At 64.4% G+C, this 13,143-nt stretch carries 11 protein-coding genes; 9 read left to right on the top strand and 2 right to left on the bottom strand.

Annotated elements, in window-relative coordinates; all coding sequences use genetic code 11:
• Window positions 1-96: 96 nt before the first annotated feature.
• Window positions 97-1,005 (top strand): DMT family transporter, encoded by a 909-nt coding sequence (locus tag AC6BYQ_RS05740; protein ID WP_498056476.1) that lies wholly within the window; start codon window positions 97-99, stop codon window positions 1,003-1,005.
• Between the two features lie 3 nt (window positions 1,006-1,008).
• On the opposite strand, the gene prpR is transcribed toward AC6BYQ_RS05740, so the two are convergent.
• Complete coding sequence (gene prpR, locus AC6BYQ_RS05735) at window positions 1,009-2,607, bottom strand: propionate catabolism operon regulatory protein PrpR (RefSeq protein WP_154746777.1); 1,599 nt, start codon at window positions 2,605-2,607, stop codon at window positions 1,009-1,011.
• Between the two features lie 245 nt (window positions 2,608-2,852).
• Here prpR and prpB point away from each other — a divergent pair, with 245 nt between their 5' ends.
• The 4 genes from prpB (at window position 2,853) to AC6BYQ_RS05715 (ending at window position 7,151) form a co-directional block, all read left to right on the top strand.
• Window positions 2,853-3,743, top strand: a complete 891-nt coding sequence (prpB, locus tag AC6BYQ_RS05730) for a methylisocitrate lyase (protein WP_063919012.1) — start codon at window positions 2,853-2,855, stop codon at window positions 3,741-3,743.
• A 33-nt stretch (window positions 3,744-3,776) separates the two neighbouring features.
• On the top strand, window positions 3,777-4,940 hold the full coding sequence (gene prpC / locus AC6BYQ_RS05725; RefSeq protein WP_498056475.1) for a bifunctional 2-methylcitrate synthase/citrate synthase: 1,164 nt from the start codon (window positions 3,777-3,779) through the stop codon (window positions 4,938-4,940).
• A 50-nt stretch (window positions 4,941-4,990) separates the two neighbouring features.
• Entirely contained in the window at window positions 4,991-6,442 is a 1,452-nt protein-coding gene (locus tag AC6BYQ_RS05720) for a bifunctional 2-methylcitrate dehydratase/aconitate hydratase (protein WP_498056599.1), read from the top strand.
• A gap of 79 nt (window positions 6,443-6,521) precedes the next feature.
• Window positions 6,522-7,151 (top strand): LysE family translocator, encoded by a 630-nt coding sequence (locus tag AC6BYQ_RS05715; protein WP_309531024.1) that lies wholly within the window; start codon window positions 6,522-6,524, stop codon window positions 7,149-7,151.
• Here the strand turns inward: AC6BYQ_RS05715 and AC6BYQ_RS05710 are convergent.
• A complete protein-coding gene (locus AC6BYQ_RS05710; protein WP_498056474.1) occupies window positions 7,148-7,987 on the bottom strand; it encodes a helix-turn-helix transcriptional regulator in 840 nt (279 codons plus the stop codon). The genes AC6BYQ_RS05715 and AC6BYQ_RS05710 overlap by 4 nt on opposite strands.
• A 99-nt stretch (window positions 7,988-8,086) precedes the next feature.
• On the opposite strand from AC6BYQ_RS05710, the gene AC6BYQ_RS05705 reads away from it, so the two are divergent.
• The 4 genes from AC6BYQ_RS05705 to AC6BYQ_RS05690 are packed head-to-tail and all read left to right on the top strand — an operon-like array spanning window position 8,087 to window position 13,099.
• Window positions 8,087-9,511 (top strand): MFS transporter, encoded by a 1,425-nt coding sequence (locus AC6BYQ_RS05705; RefSeq protein ID WP_063919016.1) that lies wholly within the window; start codon window positions 8,087-8,089, stop codon window positions 9,509-9,511.
• Window positions 9,512-9,568: 57 nt separating this feature from the next.
• Complete coding sequence (locus AC6BYQ_RS05700) at window positions 9,569-10,198, top strand: FMN-binding negative transcriptional regulator (RefSeq protein WP_019454631.1); 630 nt, start codon at window positions 9,569-9,571, stop codon at window positions 10,196-10,198.
• 38 nt (window positions 10,199-10,236) lie between these two features.
• Window positions 10,237-11,196, top strand: a complete 960-nt coding sequence (gene ybiB, locus AC6BYQ_RS05695) for a DNA-binding protein YbiB (RefSeq protein ID WP_019454630.1) — start codon at window positions 10,237-10,239, stop codon at window positions 11,194-11,196.
• 46 nt (window positions 11,197-11,242) lie between these two features.
• A complete protein-coding gene (locus AC6BYQ_RS05690; protein ID WP_498056473.1) occupies window positions 11,243-13,099 on the top strand; it encodes a M3 family metallopeptidase in 1,857 nt (618 codons plus the stop codon).
• Window positions 13,100-13,143: the final 44 nt, after the last annotated feature.

Raw genomic sequence — 13,143 nt, 5'->3', positions numbered from 1 at the left:
AAAAGGCAGTTAAGCATAACTGCCTTTTTTATGCCATGGAAAGCCGCCCCGCAAAGCCGCAAGCTATGTCTCTGGACCGATTTGGAGAAACGCACCATGAATGCAGAGATAAAACGCGGATCGCTGGAGATGACGGCGGCGATGTTGATTTCCGGCTCCATCGGCTGGTTTGTGCTGATGTCCGGCCAGCCGGTGGTCAACGTGGTGTTTTGGCGCTGCGCGGTAGGGGCGCTGGTGCTGCTGGCGGTGTGCGGCGTATTGGGGCAGCTGCGACGCGATGCGCTGACGCGCGCCACGCTGCTGCTGGCGATCGCCGGCGGCGTCGCGCTGGTGATCAACTGGCTGCTGCTGTTCGCCGCCTATGCCTATGCGTCTATCTCCATCGCCACCGCGGTGTACAACACCCAGCCGTTTATGCTGGTGGGGCTGGGGGCGCTGTTTCTAGGGGAACGGCTGACCGCCCGCAAGCTGTTATGGCTGGGGCTGGCGTTTGGCGGCATGATGCTGGTGGTGCTGGCGCAGCCACGGCAGGCGGGGGGACAGAGCCATTATCTGGCGGGCATTGTGCTGGCGCTCGGCGCGGCGTTTTTCTACGCCCTGATGGCGCTGGCGGCCAAGCGGCTGAAAGGCACGCCGCCGCACCTTATTGCGTTGATTCAGGTGGCGGTGGGAGCGGTGATGTTGCTGCCGTGGGTGGATTTTCATACCTCGGTAAGCGCTGGGCAGTGGGGAATGCTGGCGACGCTCGGCGTGCTGCACACCGGCCTGATGTACGTGTTGATGTACGGCGCCCTGCAGAAGCTGCCGACCAACCTGATCGGCTCGCTGTCGTTCATCTATCCGATCGCCGCCATGCTGGTGGATCGGCTGGCCTTTGGCCACCGGCTGGCGGTGTGGCAGCTGCTGGGCGCGGCGATTATCCTGCTGGCGGCGGCGGGCATGAACCTGCTGGGTGAATGGCGGCCGCGATTGACGCCGCTGCCGGCCAGCCGGCGTGGCAGCTGATGCTCAGTTCGGTTTTTTCAGCCGACGCCATAAAGTGGTGCGGCTGATCCCGAGCAATCGGGCGGCGGCGGCGTGGTCGCCGCCGCATTGCGCCAGCGCTGCTTGGGCGGAAAGGGGCGGCTCTGGCGCCTCGGGCGAGGTTGGCGCCGCCAGTTCCGGCAGCAGCCACTGCAGCGTTTCACCGCTTGGCGCGGCGCCGGTGCTCAGCATCAGCGCCAACCGTTCCATCATGTTGCGCAGCTCGCGCAGGTTGCCGGGCCAGGCGTAGTGACTGAGCGCGGCGTAACAGCCGGCCATGGCGGTGCGCAGCGGCTCGCTCAGCGGCACGTCGAGCGCCGCCAGCGACTGTTTCAGAAAGTGTTCCGCCAGCATCGCGATATCGTCGCCGCGCGTCCGCAGTGGCGGCAACTGCAGCCGCAGGGCGCTCAGGCGGTAGAACAGGTCGGCACGAAATTCGCCCAGCTGAATCGCCTGTTCCAGCCGGTTGTGAGTGGCGCTGATGACGCGAAAATCGACCGCCACCGGCTGTTGCCCACCGACCCGGGTGACGGTTTTCTCTTCCAGCGCGCGCAGCAGCCGGGTCTGCAGATGCAGCGGCATTTCGCCGATCTCATCCAGAAACAGGGTACCGCCGTTGGCGGTCTCCAGCAGCCCGCGCCGGCCGCCGCGCCGTGAGCCGGTAAAGGCGCCTTCCTCATAGCCGAACAGTTCCGCCTCCAGCAGCGATTCGGCGATGGCGCCGCAGTTGATGGCGACGAACGGCGGTGTTGCGCCTCTGGACGGCGCACCGCGCCGGGAAAAGTATTCCCGGTGGATCGCCTGCGCCGCCAGCTCTTTGCCGGTGCCGGTTTCTCCTTCGATCAACACCGCCGCCGGCGAGCGGGCGTACAGCATGATTGTGCGCCGCGCCTGCTCCATCTGCGGGGAGTCGCCCTGCAAATCGCCCAGCCCATAGCGCGGCTGCAGGGTATTGCGCGCGGCGTAGTCGCCGCGTTTGGCGTTGCCCAGCATCAGGCGCGTCACGTCCAGCGCATCGCTGAAGGCGGCGCGCAGGGTGGCGGCGGAATAGAGAAAAATGGCGGTGAGCCCGGCTTCTTCCGCCAGATCGCTGATGAGGCCCGCGCCGACCACGGCCTGAATGCCGGCGGCTTTCAGCTCGGCGATCTGGCCGCGGGCGTCCTCTTCGGTCACGTAGCTGCGCTGCTCCAGCGGCAGATCGAAGGTTTGCTGGAACTCCATCAGCGCGGGCAGCGGCGTTTTGTAGGTGATGACGCCGATCCGATCGGCGGTTCTGCGCGCCTTGCTCAGCGCCTGCAGCAGATCGAAGCCGCCGGGTTTGACCAAAATGACCGGCACCGACAGGCGGCTTTTCAGGTAGGCACCGTTGGAGCCGGCGGCGATGATGGCGTCGCAAGGCTCGGTCGCCAGGCGAGCGCGAATATGCTGCACCGCCTCCTCAAAGCCGAGGCGGATCGGGGTGATGGTCGCCAGGTGGTCGAACTCGAGGCTGATATCCCTGAACAGGTCGAACAGACGGGTGATGGAAACGGTCCAGATCACCGGTTTGTCCGGCGTCCGGGGTGGCGTGATGTGATCGCTCATAGTCTGTTACCGAATGAAAGTGGCTGCAGTAGGTGTAGCCTTGTTTCAGTCATGTTTCAAATATGACGCGTGAAACAGCGATTGAAACGTTAACTGAAACGTTTTTTATCGCTTGGCCTGCCTAATGGCGACGCGGATTTTATAACTTACTTATTTTTATCGTTTTTAATTTTTTCCCTCACCGAAGTGCAACCTGGCCCGCCCCTTGCTCTGTCTGTTTCATCTAGCTAATCGGAGAGAACGTCATGACGCTGCGCTCACCCGGGCTCGCCTTTCGTCAGGCCCTGAGTAACGAAAAACCCCTGCAAATCGCCGGCGCGATCAACGCCAACCATGCCCTGCTGGCCCAGCGGGCCGGATTCCAGGCCATCTACCTTTCCGGCGGCGGCGTGGCGGCCGGTTCGTTGGGGTTGCCGGACCTGGGCATTTCGACGCTGGACGATGTGCTGACCGACATTCGCCGCATCACCGACGTCTGCCCGCTGCCGCTGTTGGTGGATGTCGACAGCGGCTTCGGCGCTTCGGCGTTCAACGTCGCCCGCACGGTGCGCTCGGTGAGCAAGGCCGGGGCGGCGGCGCTGCATATTGAAGATCAGGTCGGCGCCAAACGCTGCGGCCATCGGCCCAATAAGGCCATCGTTTCCACCGAAGAGATGGTGGATCGCATCAAAGCGGCGGTGGATGCGCGCAGCGATCCGGACTTCGTGATCATGGCGCGCACCGACGCGCTGGCGGTAGAGGGGCTGGAGGCGGCCATCGAGCGTGCTCAGGCCTACGTGGCGGCCGGGGCCGACATGTTGTTCCCGGAGGCGATTACCGAACTGGGCATGTACCGCCGTTTCGCCGAAGCGACCGGGGTGCCGATCCTCGCCAACATCACCGAGTTCGGCGCGACGCCGCTGTTCACCACCGATGAGCTGCGCAGCGCGCAGGTGGATATGGCGCTGTATCCGCTGTCGGCTTTCCGGGCGATGAATCGGGCGGCGGAGCGGGTGTACCGCGCCCTGCGCGAGGAGGGCACGCAGAAAAACGTCATCGACACCATGCAGACCCGCAACGAGCTGTATGAAAGCATCAACTACTATTTGTTCGAAGAGAAACTCGACGCTCTGTTCGCGCGCCAGCGCGACGAATAAGCGCCATTCACGCAATAGCCAAATGAGGACAGTATGAGCCAAGCGATCCCTCCGCAAAGCCCGACTGGCGATAAGCCGAAAAAATCCGTGGCGTTATCCGGCGTGCCCGCCGGGAATACCGCGCTGTGCTCCGTAGGGCGCAGCGGCAACGATCTGCACTATCGCGGTTACGACATTCTCGATCTCGCGCGCCACTGCGAGTTTGAAGAGGTGGCTCACCTGCTGATCCACGGCAAGCTGCCCAACCGCGACGAACTTCATGCCTATAAACATCGCTTGAAAGCGCTGCGCGGCCTGCCGGCCAGCGTGCGCACGGTGCTGGAGGCCCTGCCGGCGGCGTCTCACCCGATGGACGTGATGCGCACCGGCGTCTCGGCCCTTGGCTGCACCCTGCCGGAAAAAGAGCAGCACGGCGCGGCCGGCGCGCGCGACATCGCCGACCGGCTGCTGGCGTCGCTGGGATCGATGCTGCTCTACTGGTATCACTACAGCCACAACGGCGAACGCATTCAGCCGGAGACCGACGATGACTCCATCGGCGGCCACTTCCTGCACCTGCTGCACGGCGAAGCGCCTTCCGCCAGCTGGGAGCAGGCGATGCACGCCTCATTGATCCTCTACGCCGAGCATGAGTTCAACGCCTCGACCTTCGCCGGCCGGGTGATCGCCGGCACCGGATCCGATATCTATTCGGCGATCGTCGGCGCCATTGGCGCGCTGCGCGGGCCGAAGCACGGCGGCGCCAACGAGGTGTCGCTGGAGATCCAGCAGCGCTATGAAACGCCGGACGAAGCGGAAAGCGACATTCGCCGTCGCATCGATAACAAAGAGGTGGTGATCGGTTTCGGGCATCCGGTGTACACCGTCTCCGATCCGCGCCATCAGGTGATCAAAGAGATCGCGCTGCGCCTGTCGCAGGAAGCGGGCGCGATGAAGCTGTATGACATCGCCGACCGGCTGGAGAGCGTGATGCGCGACACCAAAAAGATGTTCCCCAACCTCGACTGGTTCTCGGCGGTGTCTTATTACCAGCTGGGCGTGCCCACCGAAATGTTTACGCCGCTGTTTGTCATGGCGCGCGTCAGCGGCTGGTCGGCGCACATCATCGAGCAACGGCAGGACAACAAAATCATTCGTCCGTCCGCCAACTATACCGGGCCGGAAGCGCGGGCGTTCGTACCGCTGGATCAGCGCTGAGCGCCGATCGTTATCGTGTCATTTTCACTATGGAGCCTTTGGGAATCATGATGCTTGAGTCTGCCAATACCCGCCGCCCGCCGTTCGATCGCGAAATGGTCGATATCGTCGATTATGTGATGAAAGAGGCCGTCGATACCCCGGCGGCGTACCGCACCGCCCACTATTGCCTGCTCGATACCCTCGGCTGCGGGCTGGAGGCGCTGAGCTACCCGGCCTGCAAGAAACTGATGGGGCCGGTGGTGCCGGGCGCCGAGGTGTTGAACGGCAGTCGGGTGCCGGGCACCCGCTTCCAGCTGGATCCGGTGCAGGCTGCGTTCAATATCGGCGCCATGATCCGCTGGCTCGATTTCAACGACACCTGGCTGGCGGCGGAATGGGGCCACCCGTCAGATAACCTGGGTGGGATCCTGGCGGTGGCCGACTGGCTCTCTCGCCAGGCGGTGGCGGCGGGCAAAGCGCCGCTGACCATGCGGCAGGTACTGATCGCCATGATCAAGGCGCACGAGATCCAGGGCTGCCTGGCGTTGGAAAACGCCTTCAACCGGGTGGGGCTGGATCACGTGCTGCTGGTGAAAGTGGCGTCCACCGCGGTGGTGGCGCAGATGCTCGGCCTGAGCCGCGCGGAGATCCTGAACGCGGTGTCGCTGGCGTGGGTGGACGGGCAGTCGCTGCGCACCTATCGCCACGCGCCGAACGCCGGCACCCGTAAATCCTGGGCGGCGGGGGATGCGACCTCCCGCGCGGTGCGGTTGGCGCTGATGGCCGCCACCGGCGAGATGGGTTATCCCTCGGCGCTGACGGCGCCGACCTGGGGGTTCTACGACGTTTCTTTCAACGGCAAACCCTTCCGCTTCCAGCGGCCGTACGGCGCGTACGTGATGGAGAACGTGCTGTTTAAAATTTCGTTCCCGGCGGAGTTCCATGCCCAGACCGCCGTGGAGGCGGCGATGACGCTGCATCGCCAGATGCAGGCCGCCGGCAAAACCGCCGCCGACATCGCCAGAGTGAGCATCCGCACCCACGAGGCCTGCCTGCGCATTATCGACAAACAAGGGCCGCTGGATAATCCGGCGGATCGCGATCACTGCATTCAGTATATGGTGGCGATCCCGCTGCTGTTCGGGCGGCTGACGGCGGCCGATTACGAGGATCGGGTGGCCGAGGATCCGCGTATCGACGCGTTGCGCGGCAAGATCCACTGCCATGAAGATCCCGCCTTCACCCGCGATTATCACGATCCGGAAAAACGCTCGATCGCCAATGCGCTGACGATAGAGTTCACCGACGGCAGCCGTCTGGATGAAGTGGCGGTGGAGTACCCCATCGGCCATGCGCGGCGGCGCGAAGAGGGCATCCCGCTGCTGATCGAGAAGTTCAAAATCAACCTGGCGCGCCAGTTCCCGGCTCTGCAGCAGCAGCGCATTCTCGAGGTGTCACTGGATCGGCAGCGGCTGGCGCAGATGCCGGTCAACGAGTACCTGGATTTGTGGGTGATCTGACGCGAGCGGCGCTGACAAGCCATGTCGGCGCCGCTATGATGAATGCTCCATTCCCGTTCGTTTTCTTATCGGGTGATTCATGATTGATGCCGCAACGCTGCTGTTGTTTTCCGGCGCCTGCGTGGCGCTGGCGCTCACCCCCGGTCCGGATATGCTGCTGATCGCTTCGCGCAGCGTCAGCCAGGGGCGGCGCGCCGGTTTCGCTTCGCTGGCGGGCATCCAGCTCGGTACGTACTGCCACGCGCTGGCGGCGGCGCTGGGGTTGTCGCAACTGTTCGTCGCCGTGCCGCTGGCCTACGACGCGGTGAGGATGCTGGGTGCCGCCTATCTGCTCTATCTGGCGTGGAAAACGCTGCGATCCGGCAGCAGTCTGCAGGCTTCTTCCGGGTTGCAGGCGGTGCCGACGGCGCGCATTTTCCGTCAGGGATTGTTCACCAACATTCTCAACCCGAAAATGGCGCTGTTCGTGCTGGCGTTGTTCCCGCAGTTTATCGATCCGCGCGCCGGCTCGGTGGTGGGGCAGATGCTGGCGCTGGCGACGGTGTTGAATCTGGTGGGCTTGCTGATTAACGGCGGGGTTATCCTGGCGGTCAGCGGCATGAAAAGCCGCTTTGCCGGCCGCCGTTTCAGCGCCCGTTGGCCGAACTACCTGCTGAGCGGGGTATTCGCCGGGCTGGCCTGCAAACTCATTTTCGACAGTCGTCGTTAACCCTCGCGCAGCAGCGCTTCAAACGCCGCGCTGGCCGGTTCGTCCGGCAGCGCGCTGTACATCACCAGCCGCAGGTGATTCTCTTCGTCGACGATGAAAGAGGCATGGTCAAAGGTGACCGGGCCGATTTCCGGGAGGGTGAAGCTGCGCCGCCCCTGGCAACGCCCGTGAATGTCATGCTGCCGCCAAAGCTGGCGGAACTGCGGCGATACCCGCTCCAGCGCCTGCACCCGTTGACGCATCACCTCATCCTCCGGCGCACGGGCATAGTCGCGCCGGAAACTGGCCAGGATCTGCGGCGCCTGCGCCCGCCACTCCAGCAGGCGCGCATTGAGCTGCGGATCGGCAAACAGCATCCACAACATGTTGCGCTCTTGCGCCGGGTGCTCGTCGATGGCGAACAGCCGCTGCGCCGCCGGGTTCCAGGCGATGATGTCCCAACTGAGGTTCATGACGTAGGCCGGCCGCAGCGCCAGATCGTCCAACAGCCGCCGCACCAACGGCGAAACCTGGCACCACTGATGTCCGACCGGCACCGGTGGCCGCTGATGCGCCAATAAGAACAGGTGGTAGCGGCCGGCGGCATCGAGCTGCAGCACCCGCGCCAGATTTTCCAAAAACGCCACCGAGGCATTGATTTCCCTGCCTTGCTCCAGCCAGGTGTACCAGGTGAGGCCGACGCCGGCCAGCGCCGCGACCTCCTCACGCCGCAATCCCGGCGTGCGGCGGCGGCTGCCGCTCGGCAAACCGACCGCCTGCGGCGACAGCTGTTCTCGTTTTTGACGCAGAAAATCCGCCAGTTCGTGGCGGGTGCGTTCCAGGGTGCGTGGGGGCATGGCGGCCGTCCTGTTGCTGTTAGTAATAGTATAACTGGCTATATAGTAACAGTTTAAACCCTGTTCCATACTGCGGCCATCATAATCTCTGGAGGTGGTATGGAACATTCATTATCTGGTGAACGGCGGGGATTGCCCGGCCTGCCGGTACTGCTGTTGGGCGGTTTTGTCACGGTGTTCGATCTGTTTGTGGTCAATGTGGCGGCGCCGGTGATCCAGCAACAGTTCGCCGCCGATTTCGCCGCTATCGGTTTGATCGTCGCCGGTTATGAGCTGGCGTTTGGGGTACTGCTGATCGCCGGCGGACGCCTGGGGGATCGCTTCGGGCGTCGGCGTCTGTTCAGCCTCGGCATGCTGGGATTCACGCTGAGTTCCCTGTTGTGCGGGCTGGCGGGGTCGCTCAGCCTGCTGATCGCCGCCCGTGTTCTGCAAGGCGCGGCGGCGGCGCTGCTGTTCCCGCAGATCTACGCCCTGATGCGGGTGCTGTACCCGCCGCAACAGCGGCGGCGCGCTTTCGCCTGGCTGGGGATGACGCTGGGATTGGCGGCGATCTTCGGCCAGATCCTCGGGGGTTTCATTATCGAGGCCAATCTGTTCGGCAGCGGCTGGCGCATGATCTTCCTGATCAATCTGCCGATCGGCGCGCTGGCGCTGTGGGCGACGCGCCGCATTCCCGAATCGCGGGTGGCACAGGCGCAGCGGTTAGACGGCGTTGGCCTGCTGCTGGCGGCGGCCGGCCTGTCGCTGTTGCTGCTGCCATTGCTGGAAGGGCCGGCGCGCGGTTGGCCGTGGTGGATCGCGCCGATGCTGGCATTGGCGCTGCTGACGCTGTGGGGTTTCCTGCGTTGGGAACGCCGCCTGGCAAAGCGCGGTGGCGATGCGGTGCTCGATCCGGCGCTGTTCCGCCAGGCGGGCTTCGCACCGGGCATGGCGGTGGTGTTGGCGATTTATGCCACCGCCTCCTCGTTTTTCTTGTGCTTCGCGCTGCTGCTGCAGGCGGGGGCGGGGCTGACGCCTTTTCAGGCGGGCAGCCTGTTCGCCCCGGCCAGCGCGGCCTTTATGCTGGCCTCGATGCTGGCGCCCCGGCTGGCGCTGCGTTGGGGTAACGATGTGCTGAGCGCGGGCGTGGCGATTTACGCCGTCGGGTTGGCACTATTGATGACGCAGGCGCTGTGGGGGGCGGCGCTGGCACATCCCCTGCGGTTGCTGCCGGGGTTGGTGGTACTGGGATTCGGCCAGGCGCTGAGCATGACGCCGCTGCTGAATCTGGTGCTCGGTTTGGCGCAGGAGCGGCAGGCGGGCATGGCGGCGGGTCTGGTTGCCACCGTGCAGCAGGTGGGGGGCGCGCTGGGCATCGTGGTCAGCGGCGTCGGCTTCGTGCCGCTGTTGGCGAGCGGCGGCGCGGCGGAGCGCTACGCCCAGGCATTCGCCGGCGCCATGGTGTTTAATCTGTTGGCGATGGGCGTCGCCCTGCTGTTATTAAACCGGATCAACCGAAATAGCCGGAAAGCGGATCTTAAGTAGGCCGCCGGCGGGTGCTTTACTGTCGTCATCATGAGAGAGCGATAAGGAGCCACACTGATGTTTCAACCCGCCGCATTTCGCGAAGACGATCTCGATACCCAACTGGCGCTGGTGCGCGCCCATCCGCTCGGGCTGCTGGTCAGCCACGGCGAACAGGGATTGACGGCCGATCCGCTGCCGTTTGTGGCCGATGTCGAGCAAGGGCAGCTCCGGCTGCGGGGGCACCTGTCGCGCGCCAACGAACACTGGCGGCGGTTGCAACAGGTGGCCGAATGTCTGGTGATCTTTCAGGGCGTGGAGGGCTATGTGTCGCCCGGCTGGTACCCGAGCAAGCGCCAGAGCGGCAAGGTGGTGCCGACCTGGAACTACAGCGTCGTGCAGCTGTATGGCGTGCCGACGGTGACGGACGACCCGGCCTGGCTGCGCCGGCAGCTGATCGATCTGACCGCGCAGCAGGAAGGGCGGCGTCCTGAACCCTGGCGGCTCGACGATGCGCCGGCCAACTACATCGCCGCACAGCTTAAAGGCATCGTCGGTATTGAGATCGCCGTCACCCGGCGCGAAGGCAAATGGAAGATGAGTCAAAACCGCAGCGCCGACGATGCCGACGGGGTGATCGCCGGGCTGCGCGACGGCGATGAAGCGCAGCGGCGGCTGGCGGCGGAGGTTGAGCGGCGGCGCGGATAGGGTATGCTAACCGAAGAGTGAGCTGAGGGAACCTTCGGATGGATTACACCAAAATTATCAAAGAAATAGGCCGCGGCAAAAACCATGCGCGCGACCTGGACCGGCAGACCGCTTTTCAGCTGTATCAGGCGATGCTGGCCGGGGAGGTCCCCGAGCTGGAGCTGGGCGGCATTCTGATCGCGCTGCGCATCAAGGGCGAAGCCGAAGAGGAGATGCTGGGCTTCTACCAGGCGATGCAGCAGCAGGTGCTGCCGCTGCAGGCGCCGCAGGGGCGGCCATTGCCGGTGGTGTTGCCGAGCTACAACGGCGCGCGTAAGCAGGCCAATCTGACGCCGTTGCTGGCGCTGCTGCTCGCTAAGGTGGGCCTGCCGGTGGTGGTGCACGGCGTGCTGGACGACAGCACCCGCGTGACTAGCGCCGAGATTTTCCGCGCGCTTGGGCTGCCGTGGTCAGAACAGGCCGATCACGCCCAGCGGCGTCTCGATAGCGGCGAGGCGGTATTCATGCCGGTTTCCACGCTGTCGGCGCCGCTGACGCGGCAGCTCGGGTTGCGTTGGCGCATGGGGGTGCGCAACAGCGCCCATACGTTGGCCAAGCTGGCGACGCCGTTCGGCGAACAGGATGCGCTGCGCCTCGCCAGCGTTTCACACCCGGAGTATGTCGGCCGGGTGGCGTCGTTTTTCCGCCAGATCGGCGCCCGCGGGCTGCTGATGCACGGCACGGAAGGCGAAGCTTACGCCAACCCGCTGCGCTGCCCGCAAATTCACCATATCGTCGGCGGCGAACAGCGCATCTTGCTGGAACGCACCTTGCAGGATGAAACGCCGCTCTTGCCGGCGGCGAAAGACGCGGAAACCACCGCGCGCTGGACCGAGCGCTGCCTGGCCGGCGAGGTGGCGATCCCGCTGGCCATTCAGCGGCAGATCGCCTGTTGCCTGGTGGCCACCGGCGAAAGCGAGACGCTGGAGCAGGGGCTGCGGCGCCTGCATCAGGCCTAGGCGAGACTATACTGGGATATTTCCTCATCGGCTGAGAAGGACGGTTATGCAACAGGCTCTCGATTACTTCAATCAATTGAACCAGGATTACCTCGACGTTCACCGCGCCAAAGAAGAGCTATTCTGGCAAAACTACATGGGCACCGGTGGCGAAGACGTCTCGGCGCGCTTTTCCGCCGCCGAAAGCGCCTATAAGCGCTTTATCGCCGAACCGCGTCGGCTCGGGGAGATCCGCAGCCTGCTGGCCGGGCTGGAGGCGCTGCCGCAGGAGGCGCAGCGCGATGCGCTGATCCACGGCCTGCAAGGTTGGCTGCGCTTTTTCGACTGCAACGCCATCGAAGATCCTCAGGCGCAGGCGCTGTTGGATCAGATCATCCACGCCGAGTCCGATCTCTACTCGCGCCGCAAGGGCTATCAGGTCACCCATCTGAACGCCGACGGCCAGCGCGTGGCGGCTTCGCTCGGCGAGCTGCTGACCAATCAGGCGACCAACCCGAACGAAGAGTATCGCCGCAGCTCGCAGCAGGCGCTGCGCGATCTGGAGCAATGGCTGCTGCATAACGGTTTGCCGGCGCTGATTGGCCTGCGCAACCGCTTTGCGCGCCAGATGGGCTATCGCAACTATTTCGACTACAAGGTGAACAAAACCGAGCGCATGACGCCGGAGCAGCTGTTCGCCATTCTGGATCGCTTCGAGCGGGAAACCCGCGAGGCCAACGCGCGCAGCCTGCAGCAGCTGGCGGCCGAGAAGGGCAGCCAGGCGCTGGAACCGTGGAACGTGCGCTTCGCCAGCGCCGGCGACGTCACCCGCCAACTGGATCCTTATTTCCCGTTTTCCCGTTCGTTGGAACGCTGGGTCGACAGCTTCAAACGCCTGCACATCGGTTTTGGCGGCGCGGAGATGAACCTCGATCTGCTGGTGCGCAAAGGCAAGTATGAGAATGGCTTTATGCATGGCCCGGTGCCGCCGTTTGTGCGCCAGGGGGAATGGGTGCCGGCGCGCATCAACTTCACCAGCCTGGCGCAGCCGGGGCAGGTAGGCAGCGGTGCCTACGGGCTCAACACCCTGTTCCACGAGGGCGGCCATGCGGCGCACTTCGCCAATATTCGCCAGAACGCGCCGTGCTTCTCGCAGGAGTTCCCGCCGACCTCGATGGCCTATGCCGAAACCCAGTCGATGTTCTGCGACAGCCTGCTCGACGACGCCGACTGGCTGAAACGCTATGCGAAAAACGCTGCCGGCGAAGCGGTGCCCGATGCGTTGATCGAGGCCGGCATTGCGGCGCGTCAGCCGATGCGCGCGTTCAATGAACGCCATATTCTGTTGGTGCCGTACTTCGAATGGGCGCTGTATCAATGGGATGACGCGCAGCGCACGCCGGAAGCCATCACCGCGCTGGCGCGCGAGATCGAGCAAAAAATCCTCGGCATCAGCGGCAGCCCGCGCCCGACGCTGGCGATCCCGCATCTGCTGTCGCTGGAGTCAGCCTGTTCTTACCAGGGCTATCTGTTGGCGATGATGGCGGTGGAACAAACTCGCCAGTTCTTCCTGCAGCGCGACGGTTACCTGACGGACAACCCGGCCATCGGCCCGGATCTGGCGCGGCACTATTGGTTGCCGGGCAACAGCGTCAGCCATGACGACACGCTGCGCAGCCTGACCGGCGAAGGGTTCAACCCGGACTCTCTGGCGCAGGCCTGCAATCAGACGGTAGCGCAGGCGTGGCGGGAAGCGCAGCAGACGATGGCCGCCGCCGCCGCGCGCCCGCAACCGCCGGCGGATTTCGATTTGCAGGCGCATATTCGGGTGGTGGACGGCGAGACGGTATTGGCGGATAACGCCGACGGTGACGAACGAATGTGCCGCGACTTCGCTGCGGCGATAGAGGCGCGCTTGGCTTAAGGCGGATAATAAAATCCACGCCGCGGCGTGGATTTTATTTAATG

It is taken from the genome of Serratia sp. LTN-2 (assembly GCF_059740205.1).
Note: the sequence above shows the minus strand (reverse complement) of the source record. Positions and strands in the feature narration are given on the sequence as shown.

Excerpts from the sequence above, each read along its gene's own strand:
- AC6BYQ_RS05740 (WP_498056476.1), top strand. The coding sequence starts at position 97 with ATGAATGCAGAGATAAAACGCGGATCGCTGGAGATGACGGCGGCGATG.
- prpR (WP_154746777.1), bottom strand. The coding sequence starts at position 2,607 with ATGAGCGATCACATCACGCCACCCCGGACGCCGGACAAACCGGTGATC.
- prpB (WP_063919012.1), top strand. The coding sequence starts at position 2,853 with ATGACGCTGCGCTCACCCGGGCTCGCCTTTCGTCAGGCCCTGAGTAAC.
- prpC (WP_498056475.1), top strand. The coding sequence starts at position 3,777 with ATGAGCCAAGCGATCCCTCCGCAAAGCCCGACTGGCGATAAGCCGAAA.
- AC6BYQ_RS05720 (WP_498056599.1), top strand. The coding sequence starts at position 4,991 with ATGCTTGAGTCTGCCAATACCCGCCGCCCGCCGTTCGATCGCGAAATG.
- AC6BYQ_RS05715 (WP_309531024.1), top strand. The coding sequence starts at position 6,522 with ATGATTGATGCCGCAACGCTGCTGTTGTTTTCCGGCGCCTGCGTGGCG.
- AC6BYQ_RS05710 (WP_498056474.1), bottom strand. The coding sequence starts at position 7,987 with ATGCCCCCACGCACCCTGGAACGCACCCGCCACGAACTGGCGGATTTT.
- AC6BYQ_RS05705 (WP_063919016.1), top strand. The coding sequence starts at position 8,087 with ATGGAACATTCATTATCTGGTGAACGGCGGGGATTGCCCGGCCTGCCG.
- AC6BYQ_RS05700 (WP_019454631.1), top strand. The coding sequence starts at position 9,569 with ATGTTTCAACCCGCCGCATTTCGCGAAGACGATCTCGATACCCAACTG.
- ybiB (WP_019454630.1), top strand. The coding sequence starts at position 10,237 with ATGGATTACACCAAAATTATCAAAGAAATAGGCCGCGGCAAAAACCAT.
- AC6BYQ_RS05690 (WP_498056473.1), top strand. The coding sequence starts at position 11,243 with ATGCAACAGGCTCTCGATTACTTCAATCAATTGAACCAGGATTACCTC.